The sequence below is a fragment of the Allorhizobium ampelinum S4 genome (genome assembly GCF_000016285.1).
GTDB lineage: Bacteria > Pseudomonadota > Alphaproteobacteria > Rhizobiales > Rhizobiaceae > Allorhizobium > Allorhizobium ampelinum.
In genome coordinates this window covers 463,267-488,442 of sequence record NC_011981.1, presented here as the reverse complement: position 1 = coordinate 488,442, position 25,176 = coordinate 463,267, and the positions used below count along the sequence as shown (strand labels likewise).

Here is a 25,176-nt window from a genome sequence, read left to right as displayed (position 1 = left end):
ATGGCACGCGCCGACCTCACCGCATTGACCGATGACGGCCTGACCCAGCTTTCCAATGCCGGGCTGGTCAAGCGTGCGCAGCGAGAGCTTGCAAACGGCACCGGACCTGAGCTTGCCGAACTCGATGACGGTACGATCGAGGCTCGGTTTGCCGACGGTACGCTGACCCGGCTGGCACCCGGACGTGAGCTTGCCGACGCCAGTTGCACCTGCCCGTCTTCCGGCGTCTGCCGCCACCGGGTGATGCTGGCCATGGCTTGCCGAGAGACGCGGACGCAAGACAGGGACGGACAGCCGGACGTTGCCGTCGCTTGGAACCCTGCCACGCTCGATCTCGAGGGTTTTGAAGCCGCCCTCGCCCCCTCAGCAAAGGCCGAGCTCAATCGTCTGCTCGGGACCCGCCATTCGGTTCGGCTCGTCTACGGCCAAGTGCCTGCTGCAAGGCTGCCGATGGCAAGCGTCCGGTTTCTTGTACCCGGTGACCTCGGCTATGCTCGCTGCGACTGTATCCAGCAGCGGAACTGCGTTCACGTGGCGCTCGCGATCCGCGCTTTTCGTGCTGCCGACGACACGTCGGAAGCCGTGGTCGGGGGCGCATCGGCCATTGCGGCAGGCACAGCCGACACAGGGGCGCTGGCGACCGCCTGCACCGAGCTTCTTGCCCAGCTTCTGGACGTCGGGGTGACTGCGGGCCTGACGGCCCATGCACTGCTGATCGAACGCTGCCGCCGACAGGCCGAAAAGCTTGGCGCGTCGCAGATGCTGCTGGTCCTCGAAGGGCTGGTGGAGCAGATCGAAAGCTATAGCGCCCGGAGTGCACGCTATGACGAGCGGGCCGCACTTCGCCTCGGCGTTGAACTCGTGGCTCGCACTAAGGCCAGCGATGCCGCGACCGCGCTCGGGCTCGGCGAACCGTTCGAAACCGCCATGTCGAAATCGCGCCTGGTGTCGCTCGGTGGCAGGCTGCGGCAGGAGGGCCTGGATGTCAGGGCCTCGGTGCTTCTCGCCGACAGCGACACCGGCGCCACGATGCTGCTGGAACGACTGTTCTCCGCCCTGCCCAACGAGACCGGCCCGCTACAGGCCTCGGTTTTACGACGGCAATTTTCACCCGGCCTGCCGGTGCTGGGAGTGGGACGCGGCCAGATTCTGACCAGCGTCGCCCGGCGGCGGGCCGATGGGCTGCTGGCGCTGGGCAGCGGCACCGGCGGCAAAACCCAGGTGATGCCGCGCGACGGCAATTTTACCTTCGCTTCGCCGCTGGCCGCCCGCCATGTTGATGCCGTGACATCCGACTTCTCAAAGCGGGCGATTTCACTGATCCGGCCGCGCAAACGGGTGGACGACATCCACGTATTCGAGGTCGAGGAAGCCCTGGGGCAGAGTTGGTCCGCCGGCGCGCAGATCTGGGAAGGCGCCGTCCGCCTTGCCAATGAGGGCGGCACGCTTCACCTGGAGCGGGAATTCGATGCCGGCGCGCCAGCCGCAACCGGCGTTTTGGCAGCGGCAATGGAAGGGCGCTGGGGCCGCATTCGCTATATCGCCGGCCCTGTGCGCCTCGATGGCGATGCGCTTGTCTGCGAACCATGGTCGCTGTCCGCCGACCGCTTCATCGTCCCGGATCTCGATACGCCGGAGGAAATGATGGCGACGGTCACACCACGTCAGGTCAGTCAGCAGTCGGATATTCTCGACGAGGTGGAACGGTTGTTGAGCGGTTCGATCCATGCAGGTAGCAGGGCACGCGCCCATCGCGAGGCTGTGGGCAAGCCGCTGAAGGCAAGGCTCACCGCTGCCGGCTTCGTCTCGCTGGCGAGCCGCCTGGGTGACTGGATGGTTGCCGAGCCGGGACGAGCGACTAGCACCTTCTGCGACGTCGCCGTCTGGCTGCTGACGCTGAAAGAGAGCCACGTGTAAATCGGCGGGGGGGGGCCGGTGCCGATACGCATGACAAACGGGCTTGTCGCAAACATATTTGGAGCGCGCGATGGTTCGCCGCGCCGTGTTGAAGGATTGGAAGCCACTGATCTTTGGCATGTTCTTCTTTATCCGGATCAGCTACTCGGCAATAGCATTCAGAATCATGGGCTCGCTCCGCAACTTTCGGAGCGGCAAACTCCATACCTCTGGTCAACACACGATTAAACCCGAAAATTTGCGACAAGCCCGGTTTGCTATCGGGTCGTAGATGGACGCGAAAAGGTGAAAGTGTTTCTTTCCACCAATGGTGATGACAACCTCATCGAGATGCCATTTATCACCGAGCTTGCCGGTAGATCGCTTGCGGAAATCATTGGCAAAGTGTCTGCCGAATTTCTCAGCCCAGAGCCGCACGGTTTGATGAGAGACGAGGATGCCACGCGCCGCCAGCAGATCCGCGACAATCCGCAGGCTGAGCGGAAACAGGAAATACAGCCAAACGGCATGGGCAATCACCTCGGCTGGAAATCGATGCCGACGATAAAGTGGATCACGGCTAGATCTGGTCATGCAGCCAGATCCCTCATTTTGATCGACGTCCGGTAAACGTTACAAGGCCAACTGAACCGTAAGCGAGGCTAAATGCCTCGCCCATGGTTCAGATCGTCTCAGCGAAGAGGGCCAATGGCGGTTTCGACCACATTCAGAACCTTGCCTTCGGTGACCATGGCAAAAGCGGGTTTGATCTGCTTTTGCATATAGCCATCTCCATCCTGCAGCGGGATGACGGCGGCCAGCGCGTCATAAAGTGGTTGTGTGCCACGTCCGAGTTTGAAGCTGCCCAGTGCATGGCGGGTGAGGAAAATTGCCTTGGTGGCCAGCAAGCACTCAACGCCGATGATTTTTGGCAGATTATCCAGCACCTGCTGCGCCTTGCGGCACGACCAAGCCGCCATGGAAACATGGTCTTCCTGACTGCTCTTGGTGGGGATGGTATCGGCGACAGATGGGAAGGCCAGCGTCTTGTTTTCAGACGCCACGGCGGCGGCGGCGGTGGAAATAATGCCGTAGCCGTAGTTAAGTCCGATGGGCTTGCCAGCAAGGTTGGGCGGCAGACCGTAATTCAGCGTGGTGTCGCACAGGGCAAACAACCGCCGCTCGGAGATATTGCCGATTTCAATTAGGGCAATGGCCAGCAGATCCATGGCAAAGGCAATCGGCTCACAATGGAAATTGCCGCCAGAGAGGAATTCCAGTGCGCCATTTTCATTCCAGAACACCAGCGGATTGTCGGTAGCCGCATTCAATTCACGCGTCAGCACTGTCTTGGCATGTTCAAGCTGATCGCGGCAGCTGCCATGCACTTGCGGCAGGCAGCGGAAGGAATATTGGTCCTGTACGCGTGGGTGATAGGTTGGGTGCAGGATATCATCTTCGAGATGAACGGCGCGGGCGGACTCTGAGGCGCGGCGTGAGCCTTCAACCATACGGCGGATGTTTTCAGCTGTCAGGATTTGGCCCGGTTGTTTGCGCACTTCGTGAATACGAGCATCAAACGCCGCCTGTTCACCCCGGATGGCTTCAAGGCTGAGAGCACCAATCGCATCTGCTGTTTTCATCAACTCTTCAGCATCATGCAGTGTCAAAGCGCCCATGCCTGCACACAGACTGTTGCCATTGATGAGCGCCAGGCAATCCTTGGCCTTCAGCTCAAAAGATACCGGGCTGATGCCTGCCAGTTCAAGCGCCTTTGGAGCGGACATGCGCTCCCCCTTGTAGATGGCCTCTGCATCCTCATAACCAATTAGCACAGACACCATATGGGCGAGTGGAGCCAAGTCGCCGGAGGCACCAACAGAGCCTTGGATTGGCACCACCGGATGAACGCCGCTGTTGAGCATCTGTACCAGACGATCAACCACCTCGATACGAAGGCCCGAAACACCAACACAAAAGGCATTGATGCGCACGGCCATCATGGCACGAACGATTTCCTCAGATGCCGGTTTGCCAATGCCGGAGCAGTGTGACAGCACGATATTGAGCTGAAACTGCTCATTATCGGCCTGATTGATCTTGTAATCCTTGAGCTTGCCGACGCCGGTGTTGAAGCCGTAGGTCGGTGGCGCATTTTCCGTCAGCCAGTTTTCTTCGATATAGGCGCGCTTTTTGATGATTTCGGCCCGTGCTGCCGCTGCAATCTCGACCTGCGCGTTTTCGCGGGCAATCTGCACCGTTTGCTTGATGGTGAGGCTGTCGCCGTCCAGTATGATCGTTGTCATAGGTCAGTCCTTCATTTGAAATGCATATTGATCTGGCACCGCAGCGTCAGACATTTGTTTAAGTTTGTCTTTTCGGGAAAACCGGTGACCACTTTTCCCTGACAAACTCTAAGGCGTGTTGCTATCCAGATGGACAAGGGCGCGAACGAGCACATCGGCGGCAAGCGCGATGGCTTCGTTATCCGTCCACTCATCCGGCGTGTGGCTTTTGCCATCGCGAGACGGCACAAAGATCATTGCTGATTTGGTGACCTGAGCCATGAACGCCGCATCATGGCCAGCGCCGGAGGCAAGAGACAGGGTGGGTAAATTGAGATCGCTGGCAGCACTTTCCAAAACCACTCGAAGGGAGGAATCACAGGCAACGGCCCGCGTCTTGCTCAAGCGTTCAAACAGTGCAACCTGGCATTTTTCATCAGTAGCCGCCTTGTTGGCCAATCCCTCCAGCGCCTCAATGAAACTATCCATCATGCCATCGTCTTCGGCGCGGATATCAACGATGGCCTCGGATGCGCCCGGCACCACATTGGCCCCGCCCGGCTCAATGGTGAGCACGCCGATGGTGGCGGTAAAATGCCCTTTGCCCTGCATGGCACAAGCGGCATCGCGAACTGCGAGCGCAAACCGCGCCATGGCCAAAGCCGCATCCGCCCGCATATCCATGGGCGAGGTGCCGGCATGGCCCGCGATGCCCTCGAACCGCACTTTAACGCGACCAATACCGGCAATGGCAGTCACAACGCCAATCGGGATGTGCTTTGCCTCCAGCACCGGCCCTTGCTCGATGTGGATTTCCAGATAGCTAAAAATGTCATCGCGGCGAGCGCTGGAAAGCTGTGAGACATTGCCGCCAATCCGGTCTATCGCCTCGCGCAATGGTTCGTCATTGGGTCCAAGCAAAGCAAGATGATGGTCGGTCAAGGCCCCCGCCATACCACGGCTGCCGATGCAGGACAGGCCCCAATCACTTGGTTCTTCGGCAAGAAAATCAACCAGTTCAATGGGGTGTTGCGGCCTATAACCGGCAAGCCGCAGCGCCCGAATGGCGGCAAGGCCGGATAGAACACCCGCTACACCATCGAACCGTCCGCCGCTGGGCACGGTGTCGCTGTGCGAGCCAGTCATCAACACGGGCGCATGACGTTGAGCGCCCTCCCATCGTCCAATCAGATTGCCAGCGGCATCCAGACGAACACTCAGACCTTCCTCCTCAAAGCGGGTTTTGAGATAAGCGCGGCCTTCCAGAAACAGGGGCGTGAAAGAGCGGCGTGTCCAAGGGCGGCCCGGCTCTGTCAGGGCTGCCAGCGCATCGAAATCGGCTTGCAGCTTTGTGCGGTCAATGCTGGGGACGGATTGCATATTGGCCATCGGATCAAGCTACTTTTGATAGGGCGCGGGTGGGCTTGATAAAGCGGCCCGTTCCGGGTGCTGCCAGAACATCCTTGCCGTCATAAATCATCTGGCCGCGCAGAAAGGTTGCAATGGCCGTGTGGCGGATACGCTTGCCCTCATAGGGGCTCCAACCCACCACGTTATGGCCGCTGGCCGCCGCATCGTAAATTCTTGGCCGCTCTGCAAAGACCGCAATATCCGCATCCAGACCAATAGACAGCGCGCCTTTTTGGGCCGTCAGGCGAAACAGCCGGGCCGGATTACCGCACAGCAGTTTTGCGGCAAAGGTGAGTGGCAGGCCGCGATCTGTCAGCCCGTCCAGCAGCAGGCTTGCGAGCACCTCAAGACCCGGCATGCCGGAAGAATTTTCCAGCATCACAGTCGCGGATTTTGCCGCAAGGCTCCATGATACATGGTCGGTAGAGACTATGGTGATATGGCCTGCTGCAAGATGCTGCCAGAGCTTCTCACGCTCCTTGGCGGAACGAATGGGCGGATTGCATTTTGCGCGACCCAGCAGACGCGACACGTCTTCCTCCTCGCTACACACGAGGTAATGGATGCAGGCCTCAATGGTCGCGTCCACACCTTGGGCGCGGTAGGCTTGCGCGAGCTCATAGCCGCGCCCAACCGAGCAATGCACGATATGGGCCGGGCATCCGGTGGCGGCTGCAATTTCATAAACCTCGGCGATGGCCAGTGTTTCGGCGATCGGTGGACGGCTTTCTCCATGGGTCAGATAGTCCGTGCGGCCTGTGGCCTTCACCGCTTCGCTCCACACCTTGACGCATTCGTCATTTTCGTTGTGAACACCGGCAATCAATCCGGTCTTGGCCACTTCAGCAAAGGCGGCATAGAGCAGTGGCGTTGGAATGCGCGGAAAACGGTTTGGATCGGTCTCAAAGGTTGAAAATTTAAAGCCTGCCGCCCCTGCATCTGCCATCTCAGCAATGTGCTTCGGGCCATCAGAGGGGCGAATGGTGCCGTAGAGCGCAAAATCCACACGGGCCTGCTCGGCTGCACTTTCGGCCTTTTCTGTCAAAAGCTCTGCCGTGCAGATCAATTTTCCGCCAGCATCATAGGGCATGTCGACGATTGTGGTGACGCCACCTGCCGCAGCGGATCGGGTGGACCAGATAAAATCCTCCTGATCCTTTTGCGAGCGGGAATGAACCTGCCCATCAATGATGCCGGGCAGAATCAGCGCCGAGCCGAAATCATCGACCTCTCTGGCTGCTGGAGCCGAACCGCTTCCAAGGGCTGCGATGATACCGTCGCGGATGGCCACAAAGCCATTTTCAGTGATCCCGTCCTCGGTCACGAGGGTTCCGCGCACCACTCTGTCGAAATCACTCATAGCAGCCTTCTTCCTTGGTCATGATTTTGAATATGTGCGCCATGGGCAGCGGCTTGAAAAAACAGAAGCGCTGCCCCACGCTGCCCCTCAGGCACACCGCAGCTTTCCAAATAGGTTTCGGTTGCCTGGCTCTCATCTGTTGGTTTTGCATGGGACATAAAACTGCGGGCGAGGCGTGAGACGTGTACTTGTTCCGCCCGCAATTCCAGTGCCTTGACCGTCTCACGGAGCTGAACCTCATCATGCTCCGTGTAGCGGCCCTTCATGCCCTGACGTATGGTCCGCAGCGGCTTCACAACATCCTCACGCCATGAAGTCGCATCCGTCAGGAATGCATTCAAATCTTGGATATCCGTGCCGATTCCTTGCTGATCGGCATAAAACAGCAGCAACAACAGCGGCACATCAATGCCGTAACCATCCTGCAAGCGAATACAAAACTGCGCGACGTTCGGCGCGCGATAGAGATTGCACATGGCCGTCCAGGCATTGTTTGCAAAGTCATCAGCAGTTTCCATCAAAGCCACCTCATGCTGATACCGGTTCATCATGCGGGTGGTGACAGGCAACCATCTGGCCCCGAAACGCCAATCGCAGCACCGGCTCTTTATTGGCGCAAAGCTCCGTGGCACGCGGGCATCGGGTCCTAAAAGCGCAGCCACTGAGCGGCTGGTTTCTGGATGGCACTTCCATACGCTTGCGCTCAGGTGTGACTTTCCGGCTGGCATCAACGACGGGAACAGCCTCTAGCAATGTGCGCGTATAGGGATGAGCCGGGAGCGCATAAATCTCCTCGCCCAAGCCGATCTCAACGATCCTGCCGCGGTAGAGTACGGCCACGCGGTCGCTGACATTTTTTACCACGGCCAGATCATGGGAAATGAAGATCAGCGCAAGCTTGCGGGTTTCGCGGATGTCCTGCAACAGGTTGATCACCTGCGCCTGAACCGACACATCCAGCGATGCCACCGGCTCGTCACAGACAATCAGCTCGGGTTCCACGGCCAGCGCCCGGGCAATAGCAATGCGCTGGCACTGGCCGCCGGAGAACTGATGCGGGGTGCGGCCCGCAACAGCATCCAGATCAAAACCCACATCCTTGAGCGCCGCACGCACGCGCCTGTCGCGCTCAGGCTTTGCAACGCCCAGGATTACCAAGCCCTCGGCCACAATATCCTCAACCCGGCGACGTGGATTGAAGGAGGAGAGCGGGTCTTGAAAGATCATTTGCAGCTTGCCGCGCATGCGCCGCATGTCTCCGCTGGAGAGCTTTGCAAGGTCAGTGCCTTGATAGTCTACAGCACCTTTCCATCGGGTGTCGGCCTGCGGTAACAGCCTGAGCAGCGCTCGCCCGATGGTGGTTTTGCCACTGCCGCTTTCGCCGACCAAGCCCAGTGTTTCCCCCGGAGCCAAAGAGAAAGACACGTTATCAACGGCCCTCATCATCTTAGCCCCACGCGAAAAATCGACGGACAGGCCGGAGACGTTCAACAACGGGTCAACCATGGGAAACCTCCCGCAAGGCAGAAGTGTCGTTCAGCGGAAAATGACAGGCAAAATGATGATCACCATCCATGGTCATTGGCGGCATGATCTCATGGCAAAGTGCCTGCGCCGACGGACAACGCGGTGCAAACGGACAGCCTTTTGGCTGGTTAGCAAGGCTGGGCGGCTGGCCGGGAATGGTATGCAGCCGCGCATGGGCTGGCTGGTCCATCCTTGGCATGGCCGAAAGCAGGGCCCCGGTATAGGGATGGCGCGGATTGCGAAACACCTCGGCTGTCGGCCCTGTTTCCACGATATGGCCACCGTAGAGCACCAGAATGTTATCGGTGCGCCCGGCCACAACGCCCAGATTGTGCGAGACCAATATCATCGACATCTGCCGCTCTTCCTGAAGGATTTGCAAAAGGTCGAGAACCTCCTTTTGCACGGTCACATCGAGGGCGGTGGTGGCTTCATCGGCAATCAGCAGATCGGGATGACACATCAAGGCTGTGGCAATCATGATGCGCTGTTTCATGCCGCCGGAGAACTGGTGCGGGAAATATCCATAGCAATCCTTGGCGTCGGCAATGCCGACCACCGTCAGAAGCTCTATTGCCCGTTCCTGTGCTTGCGTTCGGCTGAGGCCAAGATGGAACCGCCCTGCTTCTTCAATCTGCCGGCCAATGGTGGCGTAGGGATTGAGCGAAGTCATCGGATTTTGAAAGACGATGCCAACCTTGCGGCCAATCATCTGGCTGCGGGCTTTGGGCTTCAAGGTCGAGAGATCAATTCCATCCAGAACGATGCGCCCTTCAACCCGCACCGGTGTTGGGGAAATGCCCATGATTGACTTGATCAGCATGGATTTTCCGGCACCGGACTCACCAACAATGCCCAGTGTTGTGCGCCGTGGGACAGAGAAATTAATATCGTGCAGCACCTGCAAAGGGGCAGGTTTTGCCGCAATTGTGCAGGACATGCGCTCGCACGACAGGATAGGAGGTTGGCTGATGTCACTGGCCATATCAGCTCTCCCTCTCGCGGCTGTTGAGACGCTGGGCGAAATAATCCCCCACGGTGTTGAACGCATAGACCGTTAGAATAATGGCCATTACCGGCCCAAGGATCAGCAGAGGAAAGCGGCTTAGCAGATCGGTGGAGCTGGCAATCATGCCGCCCCAACTGGGGGCCGGGGCCGGAATGCCATAGCCGAGAAAGCTCAATGATCCTTCGGTGATAATCAGGCCTGCCATCAAGGTGGGCATGACAGCGGTGAGAGCCGGGACCAGATTGGGCAGGATTTCCTTCAGCAGAATCCGGCTATCTCTTGCCCCCATGGCGCGGGCGGCGAGAACATAGTCCCGGTTGCTCTGGGAAATCACACCCGCCTTGGCAACACGGGCGTAAGTGCCGATATCGAGAATGCCAAGGGTGAGCATAATCGTCAGCACCGAGGGTCCTGTGGCCGTCACGAAGGCCAATACCACCAGAATGGACGGCAGAGCCGACATTGTATTGGCGTAGAGATCAACCATGCGCTCAAAAATGCCGCGATAGAAGCCTGCGAGCATGCCCAACAACAGGCCAGCGAACACTGAAATACAGGTGGCGACGCCAACAATCATCAACGATGCCCGCGCCCCATAGAGCACACGCGACAGGATGCTGCGGCCAATATCATCGGTTCCCAGAAGCCCGTTTAATGACCATTCTGGCGGCTGGGAAAAATCGCCGTAGGGGAATCTGGGGCTGACAAGTCCCGGAATGAAATTGACAAAAATCGCGGTCAGCACCAGCAGTATCAGAAAGCCGAGCGCAACCAGCTCAAAGGGGCTTGCACCCGGCAGCCGCAATCTGGCCGACCATGGCATATTGGCTCGCACAATCGCGCTCAGGTCGCTGTTCTTATCTGCCATTGATGGTGAAGGAGTGCCGGGCGTGCTCATGTGACATTAACCCGTGGATCGATGATGGCATAGCCGATATCCACCAGCATGAAGATGGTGACGAAGACCACGACAGTGAGCGACAAAATCGCCTGCACCAGCGGAATATCGTGGCTTTTGACCGCCGTGAGCACAGTCCAGCCAATGCCCGGTACGGCAAAATAGCTCTCAACCACAAAGGAGCCGGCCAGCATATAGGTGAGCGACAGGCCCATGACGGTAAGGATCTGCGGCATGGATGGACGCAGCACGTGGCGAAACAGGATATAGCCAAGCGGCAGGCCCTTGGCCCGCGCCACCTGAATGAAATCTTCTTGAAGGGTGGTGACGAATTCATTGCGGGCCACACGGTAGAGATAGGCCGTCTGGTGCAGGCTGAGGCATAGCACTGGAAGGGCCACATACCAGAGATTGGCCAGCGGATTTTCGGAGAAATTGACCCAACCCGTTGCAGGTAACCAGCGCAGCACGATGGCAAACAGGTAGCTCAAAAGCACCACGATCACAAATGTTGGAACGGCCAACACCACGGAGGCCACAGAGCGGAAGGCCCGGTCGGTGAGCTTGCCGGGATGGCTTGCGGTGAACATGGCAAGCGGTATGCCAAGCATCGACACCAGCATGGCAAGAGCTGCGACTTCAAAGGTAACAGTGGCGCGATCCATCACCACTTGCAAAACCGGCTGTTGGGAAAACAGCGTTTGCCCAAGATCACCGTGAAACAAATCGCCAAGCCATTTCAGATAGCGTTCCCAAACCGGCAGGTCATAGCCATAGGTCTGGTTGAGAGCCGCCACCTGTTCAGCGGTGGCATTATCACCCAATATCAGCTGCGCCGGTGATCCCGGTGCAAGGTTGGACAGCGCCGTCGCACCAAAGGTGACGAGGAGGAAGACGGGAATTCCGGCCAAAAGCCGTGTTGAGATGGCTTTTACATAGGGCATGGCTTGCATGGTCACGTCGTTACCTCCTTTCAGCGGCTCTGTTTCAACAAACGGTAAAAGTCTGTTCGAGAATTGGTGCTGGCGTGGCGAAAATGGTGATTTCGAGAACCGGAGCGGAGCGTACTCAAGTACGTGAGCACCGGAAGCGCAGAAATTGCCATTTGCAGCCCGCCAGCGACAATTATGGGACAGACTTTCAGATTTTTTTCCATTCTTCTTCCGCATCCATCCAGCCGATGTCGCGCTCCAGCATCTGGCGCTGCTCTTCTCTGGAATAGCCGCCCATGGTGTGCTCGTCGGAATAGCGGGTGCTGCGATCAGCAAAAACACGACGGCCAAAATCCATCATGCCGTACATCGAGCCTTTCTCGAGATAATGCATGGTGACCATGTTGAAGCCGAGGGCGGCGATATCTTCCAACTCAACGAAGGCCTTGCCGCCGACAGTTGCCACATCGCCGAACATCTTCCAGCCGGGCAGAGCTTTGGCCACTTTCTGGCATTCTTCCAGCGTGCGCAGACCATGGACATAGGTCATTTCAGCGCCCAGTTCTTCGGCCCGCACGCAGCGCTCAATCGCATCATCCAGACCCTTTTCCAGCTTGGATTCGGTGCGGGCAATCACCACACAATCCGTGCCTGCGCAGGCGTCGAGGGCTGCCTTGATCTTGGCCAGCCACAATTCTTGCGACACCACGGGGTGATCGACATTGCCATCCACCTTGCCTGCCAGCGTCGCGGCCTCCATGGCGCGGCCAAAGCGGGCATAGCCGCGCTCATTGGGTGTATCTTCCAGCAGAATGGCGGCCGCTCCGGCCTTTGCTAGCCTGCGACATGTCCGGTAGGCTTGGGCAACATCGCCAAAGCAATCATCGGCATCAATGATCAGCGGCAGAGGTGAATAGTCGGCAATGCGGTCAGTGGCCCAGATCAGTTCTTCCTGATTGTGCAGCCCCATATCCGGCACGCCGGACATGCTGAAACCCAGCGATGCACCACTGAGGAGAATGGCCTTGAACCCCGCCATTTCTGCCGCCTTGGCCGAATAGCAATCCCAAACGCAGGGGGTGAAAACCTGCTCTTTGGAGAAGAGCTCGCGAAATGTGGTTCTGGGCCGTTTATCAAACATGGATCAACACCTTGAGGAGAACGTTGGCGAACCGAACCTGCGGTTCGCCGATCTATTGGATTTTCTTACTTCGCGGTTTTTGACGCGCAGGCGTCCTTGCAGACGTAGAGGTATTGTTTCTGCAAAATGCCGCCGTTGGAGGGCACGATGCCGCCTGTGGTATCGCGCAGCAGCAGGAAGCGAGTCTCGGCACCGAAAATGTAAAGCGGAAGGTCTGTGGCAACGCGCTTTTGCACCTTGGCATAGGCCGCCTTTACCGCAGCCGCGTCCATGGTGGCGTTGGCTTCTGCCAGCTCTTTATCCATATCGATGCTATTGTATTTGCCCCAATTGTCGTTGCCGTTTGAGTTGAGAAGATTGGAAATGATCGGCTCTGCACCATTGGCCACCAGCACGCCGCCATCGACGCAGAAATCGAAATTCATCTGCCCCTTACAGGTCGGGCTGAGCATGGCCTGATCAACCAGCTGAAGATTGACCGTAACGTTATCATAGGCACTCAAAGCCTGTTGCAGGTAGGAGGCCAGACGTTTCAAATCCGAGTTGGAATAGGTCACAAGCTTGATGTTGAATGGCTTGCCATCCTTGGCGAGCTGGTCGAACAATTCCTGAGCGTGTTTGGGATTGTAGGTTGGGAGTTTATAGGTCGGATCATAAAAGGGCGACGACTTCGTGAAATAATTGGTCGGAATGTCGTAACCGCTGACCTGTGTATAGGCCTGCATCAACTTAGACGGATTGATCGCCTCGTAGAAAGCTTCACGCGCCCGCTGGTCGGTGAAGGCACCACTCTTCTGGTTAAAGTATGCGCGATAGAGACCGGGGATTGGAATTTCATGAGTGGTAACGCCTGCGGCCTTGGCGTTTGATCCGAACTGATAGGGATAACCCGCCATCATCGTTGCTCCACCCTGAACCACGGTGGCGATGCGGCTGTTGGTCTCGGGGATGATGGCAAATTTCAACGTGTCGAGATAGGGGCGCGGTTGATCCCAGTATTGCGGGTTGCGCTTCATGCTCATCGAAACGCCCTGGTTCCAGCTATCCAGCACAAAGGCACCGGCCCCAACCGGTTTGATATCGGTTTTGGTCTTGGCGGCTTTCAGCGCTTGCGGCGAGGCAATGAAGGGGGCGAGCTGTGCCAGCGATGAGCCAAAATTGCGATCCGGCTTCGGCAGTGTGATCTCAAGTGTCAAAGGATCAACAATCTTCACACCACCAATCCACGAGGCGACAAAGCCTTGCGAAGGTGAAAGAGTGTCGGGCATGGCCTGACGCTCCCAGTTGAATTTTACCGCCTCGGCATCGTAAGAGCCACCATCGGTAAACTTCACACCGTCGCGCAATGTCAGTGTCCACACCTTGGCATCCGCGCTGGTCAGGCTCTTGGCCATGCCACCCTGCACCTTGCCATCCACGTCCACATAGACCAGAAAGCCATAGATGGCGTCCAGCATATCCATGGGGCCACCCGGATAGGTGCCGCCAATAATGGCCGGGTCCCAGCTTTTGATGTCCGAACCATTGATAATGGTCATTTCGCCACCCTTGACGGGTTGCTCTTCAGCGACGGCGGATTGGATGCTGGTGCCGTAAATTGCTGCACTTGCCCCAAGCAAAGCGAGTGTAACGGTAATAGCGCGCACAGATCTGGATGCGATATTTTCGCAATTTTTCAATATATTAGCCATGGTTTTCTCCGTTTTACGGCAGTTCATACGAACCACCGCAGTTCCCCTTGTTTTTTGAACGGCGAAAAACATCTGCCCCAAAAGCGTTGGGGCCAATGTTTCAATGGATCAAGTATCACCCTCCTGCTTCCAGCGACGGACGGACGGGTGGTCAATGTCAAAGAGATCAAGTGCTCGGCCAACGGTCTGGCTGACAAGATCAGCCAGTGTTTTGGGCTGGGTGTAGAAACCCGGCACCGGCGGCATGATAATCGCACCGTTGCGAGTCGCCTGATCCATCAACGCGATATGCCCGGCATGCAAGGGCGTTTCGCGCACCATCAACACAACGCGCCGCCTTTCCTTGAGGCAGACATCTGCGGCGCGGGTAATGAGATCATCGTTGTAACAATGGACAATACTGCTCAGTGTCTTGATCGAGCAAGGTGCCACCAGCATGCCTTGCGCCCGAAACGAACCCGAGGCGATAGAGGCCCCGATGTCCTTATGGCTATGCACCACATCGGCGAGTTGACGGATTTGATCAGCGCTTTCCACCGCCTCTTCTTCAATCGCCGTGCGTAGTCCTGCGGGCGAGATAATCAGATGGCTCTCAATGCCATCGATGTCGCGGAGCATCTCCAGCGCACGTACACCATAACAGGCACCCGATGCCCCGGTTATCGCAACGATCAGGCGTTTCAAACCGCGCCCTCCGGCTTGATCGCCGCAATCACACGGCTCATGCGCTCATAAGACGCTTGCGGCGGCAATGCCTTGTCATAGCCTTCCTTGCGGTCTCCGGCTTTGCAGGTGGCATCATAGCCAATCTTGGCCACCATGCCTGCCTCTTCCTGCGGCTCGGAACGATCCGCAGTCATGCCCGGAATGATCAGAATATCCCGATCCACCCGCATACGGGTGGATTTCGCCAGTTCAACGGCGTTGATGTCCCAGGGGTCAACATCGCTATCAACCACCGTCACGGATTTTACGATAGAAACCGCACCCCAGCAGATGGCCATGGCGCGTCGGGCTTGCCCAGGACGCGGCTTGTCGATCTGCACCACAACATTGGTACGGCCGCACCCAGAGGCAGTCACCGCCACTTCACCGACATTGAGGATCACGCGGGCAAGTTGGGCCTTGAGGCTGACGGCGATGGGAACGGCGGCAATATAAATGTGCTCAGCGTGATAACCGGGCAAAATCACCTGAAACATCGCATCCTCGCGGGCTGACATGCTCTCAAACGTTGCCAGCACGCCGCTGCCATAATCCTCGTACATGCCGTGATATTCAGAGACCAGTCCCTCGACAATCGGCGTATTGGCATGGATATGCCCTTCAATAACAATCTCGGCCTCAGCAGGCACCAGAATATCACTGTTGTAGCAACGGGCCATGCGCACCGGCTCACCCAGCAGCGCACCGGCGCAATGCATCTCGTCATCTCCAAGACCCAAATAGAGACAGGCGGCCAGCTGGATGGCCGGATGAGCACCCAAAACTACGGCAAACGGAAGGGCTTCACCCTTGTCCGCAGCCTTGCGGGCCATGATGGCCAGATGATGGTTGGGGGCAATGCCAATCAACGCTTCCGTTGGGCTCAGGATTTTCAGGCGTGCGTAAGAGGCATTACCAAGGCCCGTTTCCGGATCACGGGCAATCATCATGCCCGCGCTGATATAGGGGCCGGTTTCCTTGTCGAAAAACGTCGGAACAGGCAGGCGCGCCAACACACCCTCTTCAAAACGCTGCTGCTGAACAGGAGCATTTTCCACAACGACCGGCGCAACCGGCTTTTGCACCGACGCCAGTAAGGTGGACTGGATCGATGCGCGTGGAACATCCAGCGCCAGCGCAATACGATCAAGGCTTGAGAGAAGGTTGCCAAACACCGGAAACGCCGATCCCTTGACCTTGTTGATGCGAACCGCATGTGTTTCGTGTGTCAAAGACAGCAGGGCCGAAAGATCATAAACGGGATCGATTTCTTCATCGACAATGAGCAACTCGCCCTGCTTTTGCAACACAGCCATCATGGTCCGGCATGATTGGTCGCTCACACCTTCATACGGTTTGTTTTCTGGCTGACAGATGTTTGGACGAGCATTGTGTGCCACGGGAACCACTTTCGAAGAACAGTGAAATGCCCGTGAACTATGGGGTTGAGTTCATGCGTTGTATACCTGCACTCACTCCAACTGGCCCATCGGAAAAATAGAATTGCACGTTTGGCGACAAGAGCAACAAGGCATCCCAAACAGAATAGGCATGTATTCCCGCAAGGATTGAAACCATGTGAAATTTGCCCAACGTTCTCTCGGAAATCGTTGTTACGTCACTTGAGAGCCACGCAGCGTAACCCTATGCTCGGCGAATGGACCATTACGGCATTGAGCTCAAGCCTCTCGCGAAATTCGTTCTGGCGTGCCAGAATCCCAGCATTTCCAATTCGTCCCGCGCGCTTGGAATAGCTCCATCCGTTTTGAGCGCTGCTTTACACGGCTTGGAAGATCGCCTGCATATGAAGCTTTTCGAGCGCAAAGGGCGCTACCTCGGCCTTTTGCCATCAGCCTTCTGGCTTTATCGAAATGCGGCAGTGCTTCTGCATCTGGAGGAATTTTCAAGACGCAGTCTGGCTATCCCTGCAAACCGGATGGAAAAGCTGTCCGTTCGGATCGACCTGAATTTTTCCATCGGCAGAATGACGAAGGCGGTGAGCTGTGCCATTCAGCAAATGGGCCTACAGCACCCCGAAACCTTTATAGCCTGCCAGTTTCTCGACACAGCCAGTGCAGCAAGCGGTGGTTTCATCAGAGAATCCATGGATCACATTCCAGCCGAACATTGCGCCACGATTGAGATCGGCTGTCATAATGAGCACTCGTTCCGGGAAGAGCCTGGGACTGAATTATTGTATCGCGACCCGTGGATAGCCGTCAGCGCCACGGATCCGGTGACAGATATTAAAGCCGATGCGGATATTCTAGCTGTTGTCAGGATGAGCGCTCACCAGATGCAGGTCGTTGCCCATTATGCGGATCAGCATGGGTTATCCGCGCGGCTGAAATTCGTGGACGCCGGACCAGCAGAACTTGGGCGTCTTCTCTCGGATTTTCCCCATATGCGGTTTTTGTTGCCCTCCAGCATGGTGGCCAATCGGCTGGGAATCAGCCGTATTTATCGCGAATCTCTGGTGCCGCCTCTGGTGTCTATGGTGCGTGTGGGCACAAGCGGTGCATTGGAGACAAAAGCACGACGTTTTATAGGGCTGCTGCGGGAAAATATGGAAGGCGAAGAGCAAAATGTTGTGTTTGATCCCCAACTGACGGCGCGCCAGATGCATTATTTCAATCTTGTCCACCGCTGCGGCGGCATTTCAGCGGCGGCGCGGGTGGCTAATCTCGCCCAGTCTTCGGTGTCCGCACAGCTTCATTCTATGGAAGCAGTTCTGGGAACACCTCTCTTTGAGCGCAGCAAGGAGGGTGCCACGCCAACCGATGCGGGCATTAATCTTTGGCCCCTGATGGCAGAGGTGGAGAAGCGGCAGGATCGGCTGTCGCGGCAATCCGGCGATATTGCGGCCCATACCCAGCACCGCGTCTCGATTGGCATGTTGCCCAGCTCCGGCCACGATAGCGCCTTGACCGAAAAAATTGCTGAGGCGCTGACTATGATCAGCATTCAGCATCCCTCGCTGAAAATGGAAATAACGGAAGCGTCAAACACGATCCTGCATGACAAAGTTCGTTCTGGTGAACTGAATCTTGCTATTGTCGGGGTGGTCCAGCCTCAGTTTCCACGCGTGCTGCTTGGCCCCAGCGAGCCATTGTCGGTGGTTGCCAATCCGCGGTTCAATTTTGGCGGACGCAGCGAGATCAATCTGGCCGAAGTCTGCGAACTGCCGCTTGTGCTGGGTGCGCGCCATCTCAGCATTCACCAGAGTTTTGCTGCAGCCACCCACGCGCGCAATCTGGAGCCGCATTCGAAGATTGAAGTCGGCTCTCTTGCACTGGCCATCGCCATGGTTCGCCGCGCCAGTCTGTGCACAATCTTGCCGGCCTCTTCTGTGCAAAAAGACCTGGAGACCGGGCGTCTTGTGGCTATAAAGATCAATCAGGAAGAAATTTCCGGGACACTCTCCATCATTTTTTCCGCTGATCGGGAGCTATCCGGCGCTGAGCGCGCCGTGATGAAAACGCTGGTGGATGTGTTTGGCAAGAAATTACATGAGGGCCTTGCGCGATAAGCGTTTCAGCGTGTCACGCTCACCACCGCTTCCACAAAATTGTTGATCTGCTCGTGGCGCAGCCCCGCAATGTTGATACGACTGTCCTCAACCATGTAAATTGCAAACTCGTTGCGCAATCGCTCGACCTGTTGCGGTGTCACGCCCAGCTTTGAAAACATGCCCTTGTTGGCGATAAGGAAATCATAGTGGTTGCTCTGGGTTCTAAGTTGGAACGCCTTGGCAAGCGCTTGACGCAGGCCGATGATGTTATTGCGCATGTCCTCCAGTTCTGCTCGCCAGTCTGCCGATAGATCCGCATCCTGAAGGATGGTGCTGACAATGCGGGAGCCATGATCCGGGGGCATGGAATAGGCAATACGGGCCCTGACCACCATCTGTGCGGCAGCAATTTCGGCCTGTTTCTGTGTCTGGCCCAGTACAAAGGCCACGCCTGTACGATCACGGTAGATGCCGAAATTCTTGGAGCATGAAGAGGCAACCAGCATTTCAGGAACCAAGGTGGCGAGGTACCGCACGCCAAATGCATCTTCATCAAGGCCATCACCGAAACCCTGATAGGCAATGTCGATAAACGGCACGACGCCCTTTTCAGCCAACAGTGCGCCAAGTTCACGCCATTGCGCCTGATTAAGATCCGTGCCGGTGGGGTTATGACAGCAACCATGCAGCAAGATCACGTCACCCGCTTTTGCCGAGCAAACGGTCTGCTTCAACGCCTCGAAATCAACTCCGCCCGTGGTGGGATCAAGATAGGGCCAGCGTTTCACCGCCAAACCATTATCCTCGATGATCGATAGATGATTGACCCATGTTGGATCGGGCACCAGCAAGGTTGCGTTTGGCGCTGCCTTGGCAATCAGACCGCAGATGACCGTCAGCGCGCCAGCCCCGCCCGGCGTCTGTATGGCACGGATGCGCTCAACTGGTGCGTGATCCGCAAAGACCAGTTTTGTCATGAGATCGCAATAGAGTGCATCACCCGCAGGTCCAATATAAGCCTTTGTGGTCTGGTGTTGTAACATCCGCGCTTCGGCCTCTCGGACAGCCCGCAGCACAGGGGTTATGCCCGACGCATCACGATAGACGCCAACACCGAGATCAAGCTTGTGGCTGCGGCTATCCTGTCGAAAAATCGGCATCAAGGCGAGGATTTTGTCTGGTGGCGGCATTGTGAGCGTATCAAGCACGATATCTGTCCTCTGCTGTGCACATGATGGCACCGTGTGCCGTGTCTGAGACCGTTTATGTTGATTATGCAATCCTGCTAGACATGATGGCAAGCTGCTGTGTGGTTTTGGCCAACGCTGCGTAACTCGGGGACGATTTCCTTGCATTCGGCTGTCGCCTGCGCACAGCGTGGATGAAACGGACAGCCGGATGGCTTGTTCATCGGGCTTGGCACTTCACCGCGAAGCACGATCCGTTCCCGCTTTTGCTCGGCATAGTAATCGGTAATCGGAATGGCCGATAACAGCGCCTTGGTATAGGGATGGCGGGCATCCGAATAGAGCTGTTCGGCATTTGTCACCTCCACCAGGCGCCCAAGATACATCACCCCGATATGGTGGCTGATATGCCTGACCACCGCCAGATCATGAGCGACAAACAGGTAGGTTATGCCAAGCTCTTTCTGAATGGATTTGAAAAGATTGATAATCTGCGCCTGAATGGACACATCAAGCGCCGAAACTGGCTCGTCGCACACAATCAATTCCGGCTTGCAGGCGAGTGCACGGGCTATGCCCAGACGCTGTCTTTGGCCACCACTCATTTCATGCGGATAGCGCCGCCCCATGGCGTTTCCAAGTTCAACGATATCCAACAGGTCGTGGACCCTTGCGCGCATTTCTCCTGCCGTAAGGCCCTCGCCACCGGATTGAATGGCTTCGTCAAGAATGGATGCTGCGGATTGCCGTGGATCGAGAGAACCATACGGGTCTTGAAAAATAAGTTGCAATTCACGGCGATAGGGGCGGAATTCGCACTCGCTCAACCGCGCGAGATCCCGTCCTTTATAAAGTATTTTTCCCTCGACCGGGTTGTTGATGCCCAGCACGCTTTTGCCCGTTGTGGTCTTGCCACAGCCGCTTTCGCCGACAAGGCCAAAGGTTTGCCCTTTATGGATGCTGAACGACACATCATCAACCGCTTTGATGTCGCCGATTTTTTCACGGGTAAAGCCTTGGCGGATTGGAAAATATTTCCGAAGGTTTTCCACCACGAGCAGCGGATCATCCGACATCACTTGCTCTTTCATGTCCGCACTCCGGCAATCAGTCTGTCTGCATCCATTTCAGCAAGGTGGCAAGCCGCAGTATGGTCTTGCGCCCCGACTGTTCGCAGGGGCGGAAAAGAACTATCAGCGCATCGGCTTTGCGCGGCCGGACATCTGGGCAAAAACGCACATTGATCCGGCAGGCCGTTCAAGCGCGGTGGAGCGCCCTGAATGGGAACAAGATCATCATTCTTGTTGCCTTCCAGTTTTGGCATCGAGTTCAGAAGCCCTTGGGTATAGGGATGTTTCGGCGCGGTGAGCAATTGCTCGGTTGTGCCGGATTCAACAACCTTTCCGGCATACATCACGTAAACGCGCTTAGCATAGCGCGATACCAGCCCGAGATTATGGGTGATGATGATCAGAGATTTTCCGTGGCTATCGACCAAATCCAGCAACAGTTCCATGACTTGCGCCTGCGTGGTCACGTCCAGCGCCGTTGTCGGCTCATCCGCAATCAAGACCTTGGAATTGCAGGCAACGGCAGTGGCAATCATCACCCGTTGCCGCATGCCGCCGCTCATCTCAAAAGGATAGTTTTTCATGCGCGCCGCGGGATCGGGAATGCCCACGGCTTCAAGCGCCTTCACTCCCCGTTGCCAGGCTTGTTTCTTGCTCACACGGGCATGGACCTTGATGACTTCTGAAAGCTGCTGACCAACGGTGAGCACAGGGTTCAGGGATGTCATGGGCTCTTGGAAAATCATGGCAATTCCCGCCCCGCGCACGGAGCGCATTTCCTTGGACTTCGGCTTGTATTGCAACAAGGACTGTCCATCGAAAATGACCTCGCCACCCAATATTCTGCCGGGAGGAGATTGAACAAGCTGGATCACAGAAAGCTGGGTGATGGACTTTCCACAACCACTTTCTCCAACAATGGCAATCACTTCCCCCTGATCAAGATGATAGGAAACATCATTGACAGCTTTCACTTCACCGTCCTCGGTGAAGAAGGATGTTCTGAGGTTTTTCACCTCCAGCAAGTGAGGGGTCTGGGTCATCACAATTTCCCCTTTAAGCGAGGATCAAGCGCATCGCGCAGGCTGTCACCCACCACATTGAATGCAATGATTACCAAGATGATGCAAAGTGCAGGGCTGACCACCAGCCACGGCGCGCTCATGAGGTAGGGATAAACATCCGACACCATGCTGCCCCACGATGCCGTTGGTGGACCTATGCCAACACCAAGGTAGCTGAGGGTCGATTCCGTCAGCACGCCATTGCCCAGATTGATGGTGAACAGCACAATCAAGGTTGGAAAACTATTGGGCAACAGATGCCTCAAAAGAATGGAATGCGGCTTTTGACCAATCAGACGGGCGGCCAGAATATAGTCATGCTCGCGCAACGATAAGACCAACCCATTGACCATGCGGATGTAGGTGGGAATGAATCCGATGCCAATGGCAAGCACAACGCTCAAAACCCCACTGCCCAGAATGGCCACAAGAATGAGGGAAAAAACCAGATTGGGCACACTGAGCAGGACATCGGTACAGCCCATGATAAAACGGCTGGGTTTGCCACCCACATAGCCCGCGTACAGGCCAAAACCAATGCCCACAATGGCGGCCAGAATGCCTGCCATGACACTGACGGCCATGGAAATACGTCCGCCATAGATGATGCGGCTCACCACATCACGGCCGAGGCTGTCTTGCCCAAGCCAATGGGCCGCAGACGGCGTGTGCAGGGCTGCCACGAGATCCTGCGCGTTCGGGTCATAAGGCGCGACAAGATCGGCGAACAGGGCCAAAAGCCCAAACAGGACAAGGATCGCAAAGCAGGCCTGAACGATTAAACCACGTGCGAAAAGACGGCCCGCCAGCATTCTGCCAGCGCTGCGTTGGATAGGCTCATTTACGGTTGCGCTTGTTTTCGTCATATCGGCATCACCATGCCATTCTTTTTATGCGCGGATCGATCAGGGCATAGGTCAGGTCCACCATCAGGTTGGATGCAATTGTCGCCATGGAAATCACCAGCACCGCCGCCTGCACAACCAGATAATCCCGGTTTAAAACGCCATTGAGCACCAGTTGCCCAACGCCGGGGATGTTGAAGATGGACTCGATAATCACTGCGCCTGCGATAATTTGCGGCATCTGCAACCCGATGATCGTCACAACCGGGATCAGACCGTTTTTCAGGGCGTGGCGGAAAATAACCCGCGTCTCGGACAGGCCGTTGGCGCGCGCCGTTCGGATATAATCCTGCGTCATCACTTCAAGCAGGTTGGAGCGTGTGTAGCGGGCCAGAACCGCGAAGATATAGATGCTGTTGATAAAGACAGGCCATATCGCTTTGTGCGCATAGGCCGCCAAATCCACCCACGGCGGCGTGTAGCCCTGAAGAGGAATGAGCCTCAGCTTGAAGGCGAGAATGAAGACGCCAAAAATCGCCACCAGAAACCGCGGCGTTCCCAGAAAAGCGTTCACAATCAGAGTGAAGCTCTGATCGATCCACGTACCTCTGGTGATTGCGCTCAAAATGCCGATCGGCAGGCCCAGAATGATCCCCAAAATGATCGAGGGAATGCCAATCGTCAGTGTATTGGGCAGCCTTTGGCTGATCATGAGCGAGACATTCTGCTCGTTCAGCACCGACTTGCCGAAATCCCACCGCAGCAAGATGCCCGTGATCCAATGAACATACTGCACAATCAAGGGATCGTTGAGCCCCATGCGGTTGCGATAAGCCTCAATGGCATCAGCGGATGCGGAATCGCCGAGTGCGATCAGCGCAGGATCGCCCGGTAATCCGCGCATCAGTAAAAACACCAGCGCGGATACCAGCAGCATCAGGAAGCCAGCAATAGCCAGCCGTTTCAACAGATAAGTGATCACGTGTCGAGATACGCGGTGGAGAGAGAGGCAACGGAGAAGAAGGTCGCGCCGATACCTGATGCCTTGACGCGTTTGCTGAGAACGTAAATCGTCGAATATTGGGCAATGGGCACGTAGAGCGCGTAGGTGTCGATCATCATCTTGTTGGCTTCACCAACCGCTTTGACCGATTCCGCATCCGAGGTGGATGATACGGCCCGTACAAGCGCATCACTCACGTCATCAGGGCGCAACATGGTGGTCAGGCCAAGAACACCGCCGGTGAGTCCTTTTGGAAACATGCTGGACATTTGCATGGCCACATCCACATAGACGCTGGATGTGTGGTACCACATGCCGCTTCCCCAACCGGTTTCAGCCTTGTTGGAAGCAGCCCCCGTCAGCAATTCGATTTTGGCTTGTATGCCGACTTTGGCCAGATCGGCCTGCATGATTTGCAGGACGATCTTGTTGGTATCACTGGCGGCGGCCTGAATTTTTGTCGAGAAGCCTTGAGGGAAACCCGCTTTCGCAAGCAGTTCCTTCGCCTTGGCAACATTGTAATCGTAACCGACAATGTCCTTGTTGACGAAATGGCTGCCAATACCAAACTGGCTGGCAATATCGGCATAGCCCAGAAATGCTGCCTCTATGATCGATTTTCTATTGATGGCATGGCTGATGGCTTGGCGCACCAGCAAATTGCCCATCGGATCGTCATTGCTGGTGTTGAGGGAGTTGAACACCAACAGCGACGCATGGTCTTGCAATGGCTCAATCGGGGCATCAAAGCCGTTGGCGGCGAGCGTTTTGACACCATTCAGGCCCAGTCCAATCATCACGTCGATTTCATCCGACATCAGGGCCGCCTGCCCCACCAGCGAGTCATTATAGATCGTATACTGAACGGCCTCGAGAAGAACCTTGCCGCCCCAATAGTGTTCATTGCGCACGAATGATTTGCTGACATCCCGCACCCATTCCTTCAATACGAAGGGGCCGGTTCCAACCGGGTGCTGCTGGCAATAGTCATCGCCGTATTTTTCATAGTGCTGTTGTGAGAACATATAGCCGCACTCACGCGACAGCGCGGCGGGAATGAACGAACTCCATTTTGAGAGCACCAGGCGCACAGTATAGTCGTCTAACACATCGACCGACGTGATGGAGCCGAGCAAGGCGACGCGCTTTGCTCCGACTTTCAGGTAGTGATCGAGATTCCATTTCACCACAGTGGCGTTCAGCACCGATCCATCGGAAAATGTCACGCCACGCCGGATATGGATGGTATAGGTGAGCGCTTTGGCATCACTTTCCACCGATTCCGCAAGCCAGGGATCAATCGTTCCATTGGCATTGGGTTTGAAAAGCGATTCATAAATGGGCCAGGAATAGACATAGTCGTAGGGGCCACCGGTCATGGCGAAGCACAGCATGTTGTAATTCAGCTCATTGCTGGTGCCGATTTTTAATGTGCCCCCCTCGACACTTTTCGCCATTGCTTGGTTTGCAAAATCGCCCAACAGGCCGAATGCGGCCAGCGATGCGCCTGCTTTGATAAAGTTTCTGCGTTTGATAGCCGTTTTCATGACGATCTCGTTCCCCATTTTTTTGATTGCGATTGCGGCATTTTGGCTTTTTATCGAACGGTAAAAATGCTCCTTCTTGCCACCTTCAATGGATG

General features: G+C 56.3%; 20 protein-coding genes and 1 pseudogene. 2 read left to right on the top strand and 19 right to left on the bottom strand.

All coding sequences use genetic code 11. The features are described 5' to 3' along the window. Complete coding sequence (locus AVI_RS27860) at positions 1–1,917, top strand: SWIM zinc finger family protein (RefSeq protein ID WP_015918596.1); 1,917 nt, start codon at positions 1–3, stop codon at positions 1,915–1,917. Positions 1,918–2,205: 288 nt separating this feature from the next. Here the strand turns inward: AVI_RS27860 and AVI_RS30160 are convergent. From AVI_RS30160 to AVI_RS27790, 13 genes and pseudogenes are all read right to left on the bottom strand, one after another. Next, positions 2,206–2,490: pseudogene (locus AVI_RS30160) on the bottom strand (IS6 family transposase); the annotation flags it as partial. Positions 2,491–2,588: 98 nt separating this feature from the next. Beyond that, positions 2,589–4,202 (bottom strand): histidine ammonia-lyase, encoded by a 1,614-nt coding sequence (gene hutH, locus AVI_RS27845; RefSeq protein ID WP_015918594.1) that lies wholly within the window; start codon positions 4,200–4,202, stop codon positions 2,589–2,591. Positions 4,203–4,310: 108 nt separating this feature from the next. Further along, positions 4,311–5,561, bottom strand: a complete 1,251-nt coding sequence (locus AVI_RS27840) for a Zn-dependent hydrolase (protein ID WP_041700096.1) — start codon at positions 5,559–5,561, stop codon at positions 4,311–4,313. A gap of 13 nt (positions 5,562–5,574) precedes the next feature. Then, a complete protein-coding gene (locus AVI_RS27835; protein ID WP_015918592.1) occupies positions 5,575–6,951 on the bottom strand; it encodes a dihydroorotase in 1,377 nt (458 codons plus the stop codon). After that, positions 6,948–7,469 (bottom strand): TIGR02444 family protein, encoded by a 522-nt coding sequence (locus tag AVI_RS27830; protein ID WP_015918591.1) that lies wholly within the window; start codon positions 7,467–7,469, stop codon positions 6,948–6,950. The genes AVI_RS27835 and AVI_RS27830 overlap by 4 nt, the downstream gene beginning before the upstream one ends. Before the next feature lie 10 nt (positions 7,470–7,479). After that, complete coding sequence (locus tag AVI_RS27825) at positions 7,480–8,457, bottom strand: ABC transporter ATP-binding protein (protein WP_015918590.1); 978 nt, start codon at positions 8,455–8,457, stop codon at positions 7,480–7,482. Further along, positions 8,450–9,463 (bottom strand): ABC transporter ATP-binding protein, encoded by a 1,014-nt coding sequence (locus AVI_RS27820; protein WP_015918589.1) that lies wholly within the window; start codon positions 9,461–9,463, stop codon positions 8,450–8,452. Before AVI_RS27820 ends, AVI_RS27825 begins: the two co-directional genes overlap by 8 nt. A gap of 1 nt (position 9,464) precedes the next feature. After that, positions 9,465–10,385 carry an ABC transporter permease gene (locus AVI_RS27815; RefSeq protein WP_015918588.1) on the bottom strand — a complete coding sequence of 307 codons (921 nt, stop codon included), beginning with the start codon at positions 10,383–10,385 and terminating at the stop codon, positions 9,465–9,467. Further along, positions 10,382–11,338 (bottom strand): ABC transporter permease, encoded by a 957-nt coding sequence (locus AVI_RS27810; RefSeq protein ID WP_139192492.1) that lies wholly within the window; start codon positions 11,336–11,338, stop codon positions 10,382–10,384. Before AVI_RS27810 ends, AVI_RS27815 begins: the two co-directional genes overlap by 4 nt. A gap of 187 nt (positions 11,339–11,525) precedes the next feature. Further along, the gene (locus tag AVI_RS27805) at positions 11,526–12,458 is read right to left on the bottom strand and encodes an isocitrate lyase/PEP mutase family protein (protein WP_015918586.1); all 933 of its coding nucleotides are present in this window, start codon (positions 12,456–12,458) and stop codon (positions 11,526–11,528) included. A 65-nt stretch (positions 12,459–12,523) separates the two neighbouring features. Continuing rightward, entirely contained in the window at positions 12,524–14,149 is a 1,626-nt protein-coding gene (locus tag AVI_RS27800; protein WP_015918585.1) for an ABC transporter substrate-binding protein, read from the bottom strand. A gap of 108 nt (positions 14,150–14,257) precedes the next feature. Beyond that, positions 14,258–14,833: a UbiX family flavin prenyltransferase gene (locus AVI_RS27795; protein WP_015918584.1), complete on the bottom strand. Its 576-nt coding sequence runs from the start codon at positions 14,831–14,833 to the stop codon at positions 14,258–14,260. Beyond that, positions 14,830–16,173 carry a UbiD family decarboxylase gene (locus tag AVI_RS27790; RefSeq protein ID WP_080517089.1) on the bottom strand — a complete coding sequence of 448 codons (1,344 nt, stop codon included), beginning with the start codon at positions 16,171–16,173 and terminating at the stop codon, positions 14,830–14,832. Before AVI_RS27790 ends, AVI_RS27795 begins: the two co-directional genes overlap by 4 nt. Positions 16,174–16,511: 338 nt before the next feature. Between AVI_RS27790 and AVI_RS27785 the strand changes: the two genes are divergently transcribed. Next, entirely contained in the window at positions 16,512–18,383 is a 1,872-nt protein-coding gene (locus AVI_RS27785) for a LysR family transcriptional regulator (RefSeq protein WP_015918582.1), read from the top strand. A 5-nt stretch (positions 18,384–18,388) separates the two neighbouring features. On the opposite strand, the gene AVI_RS27780 is transcribed toward AVI_RS27785, so the two are convergent. From AVI_RS27780 to AVI_RS27755, 6 genes are all read right to left on the bottom strand, one after another. Then, positions 18,389–19,573: an amino acid aminotransferase gene (locus AVI_RS27780; RefSeq protein ID WP_015918581.1), complete on the bottom strand. Its 1,185-nt coding sequence runs from the start codon at positions 19,571–19,573 to the stop codon at positions 18,389–18,391. A gap of 77 nt (positions 19,574–19,650) precedes the next feature. Then, the gene (locus AVI_RS27775) at positions 19,651–20,643 is read right to left on the bottom strand and encodes an ABC transporter ATP-binding protein (protein ID WP_015918580.1); all 993 of its coding nucleotides are present in this window, start codon (positions 20,641–20,643) and stop codon (positions 19,651–19,653) included. After that, complete coding sequence (locus AVI_RS27770; RefSeq protein WP_015918579.1) at positions 20,640–21,665, bottom strand: ABC transporter ATP-binding protein; 1,026 nt, start codon at positions 21,663–21,665, stop codon at positions 20,640–20,642. Before AVI_RS27770 ends, AVI_RS27775 begins: the two co-directional genes overlap by 4 nt. Then, the gene (locus AVI_RS27765; protein ID WP_015918578.1) at positions 21,665–22,552 is read right to left on the bottom strand and encodes an ABC transporter permease; all 888 of its coding nucleotides are present in this window, start codon (positions 22,550–22,552) and stop codon (positions 21,665–21,667) included. The genes AVI_RS27770 and AVI_RS27765 overlap by 1 nt, the downstream gene beginning before the upstream one ends. Positions 22,553–22,559: 7 nt before the next feature. Beyond that, on the bottom strand, positions 22,560–23,513 hold the full coding sequence (locus tag AVI_RS27760; RefSeq protein WP_015918577.1) for an ABC transporter permease: 954 nt from the start codon (positions 23,511–23,513) through the stop codon (positions 22,560–22,562). Then, a complete protein-coding gene (locus AVI_RS27755) occupies positions 23,510–25,081 on the bottom strand; it encodes an ABC transporter substrate-binding protein (protein WP_187152420.1) in 1,572 nt (523 codons plus the stop codon). The genes AVI_RS27760 and AVI_RS27755 overlap by 4 nt, the downstream gene beginning before the upstream one ends. Positions 25,082–25,176 lie beyond the last annotated feature (95 nt).

What these genes read in the sequence shown, in the direction of transcription:
- AVI_RS27860 (WP_015918596.1), top strand. Translation starts at nt 1, where the DNA reads ATGGCACGCGCCGACCTCACCGCATTGACCGATGACGGCCTGACCCAG.
- hutH (WP_015918594.1), bottom strand. Translation starts at nt 4,202, where the DNA reads ATGACAACGATCATACTGGACGGCGACAGCCTCACCATCAAGCAAACG.
- AVI_RS27840 (WP_041700096.1), bottom strand. Translation starts at nt 5,561, where the DNA reads ATGCAATCCGTCCCCAGCATTGACCGCACAAAGCTGCAAGCCGATTTC.
- AVI_RS27835 (WP_015918592.1), bottom strand. Translation starts at nt 6,951, where the DNA reads ATGAGTGATTTCGACAGAGTGGTGCGCGGAACCCTCGTGACCGAGGAC.
- AVI_RS27830 (WP_015918591.1), bottom strand. Translation starts at nt 7,469, where the DNA reads ATGGAAACTGCTGATGACTTTGCAAACAATGCCTGGACGGCCATGTGC.
- AVI_RS27825 (WP_015918590.1), bottom strand. Translation starts at nt 8,457, where the DNA reads ATGGTTGACCCGTTGTTGAACGTCTCCGGCCTGTCCGTCGATTTTTCG.
- AVI_RS27820 (WP_015918589.1), bottom strand. Translation starts at nt 9,463, where the DNA reads ATGGCCAGTGACATCAGCCAACCTCCTATCCTGTCGTGCGAGCGCATG.
- AVI_RS27815 (WP_015918588.1), bottom strand. Translation starts at nt 10,385, where the DNA reads ATGAGCACGCCCGGCACTCCTTCACCATCAATGGCAGATAAGAACAGC.
- AVI_RS27810 (WP_139192492.1), bottom strand. Translation starts at nt 11,338, where the DNA reads ATGCAAGCCATGCCCTATGTAAAAGCCATCTCAACACGGCTTTTGGCC.
- AVI_RS27805 (WP_015918586.1), bottom strand. Translation starts at nt 12,458, where the DNA reads ATGTTTGATAAACGGCCCAGAACCACATTTCGCGAGCTCTTCTCCAAA.
- AVI_RS27800 (WP_015918585.1), bottom strand. Translation starts at nt 14,149, where the DNA reads ATGGCTAATATATTGAAAAATTGCGAAAATATCGCATCCAGATCTGTG.
- AVI_RS27790 (WP_080517089.1), bottom strand. Translation starts at nt 16,173, where the DNA reads ATGATGGCTGTGTTGCAAAAGCAGGGCGAGTTGCTCATTGTCGATGAA.
- AVI_RS27785 (WP_015918582.1), top strand. Translation starts at nt 16,512, where the DNA reads ATGGACCATTACGGCATTGAGCTCAAGCCTCTCGCGAAATTCGTTCTG.
- AVI_RS27775 (WP_015918580.1), bottom strand. Translation starts at nt 20,643, where the DNA reads ATGAAAGAGCAAGTGATGTCGGATGATCCGCTGCTCGTGGTGGAAAAC.
- AVI_RS27770 (WP_015918579.1), bottom strand. Translation starts at nt 21,665, where the DNA reads ATGACCCAGACCCCTCACTTGCTGGAGGTGAAAAACCTCAGAACATCC.
- AVI_RS27765 (WP_015918578.1), bottom strand. Translation starts at nt 22,552, where the DNA reads ATGACGAAAACAAGCGCAACCGTAAATGAGCCTATCCAACGCAGCGCT.
- AVI_RS27755 (WP_187152420.1), bottom strand. Translation starts at nt 25,081, where the DNA reads ATGAAAACGGCTATCAAACGCAGAAACTTTATCAAAGCAGGCGCATCG.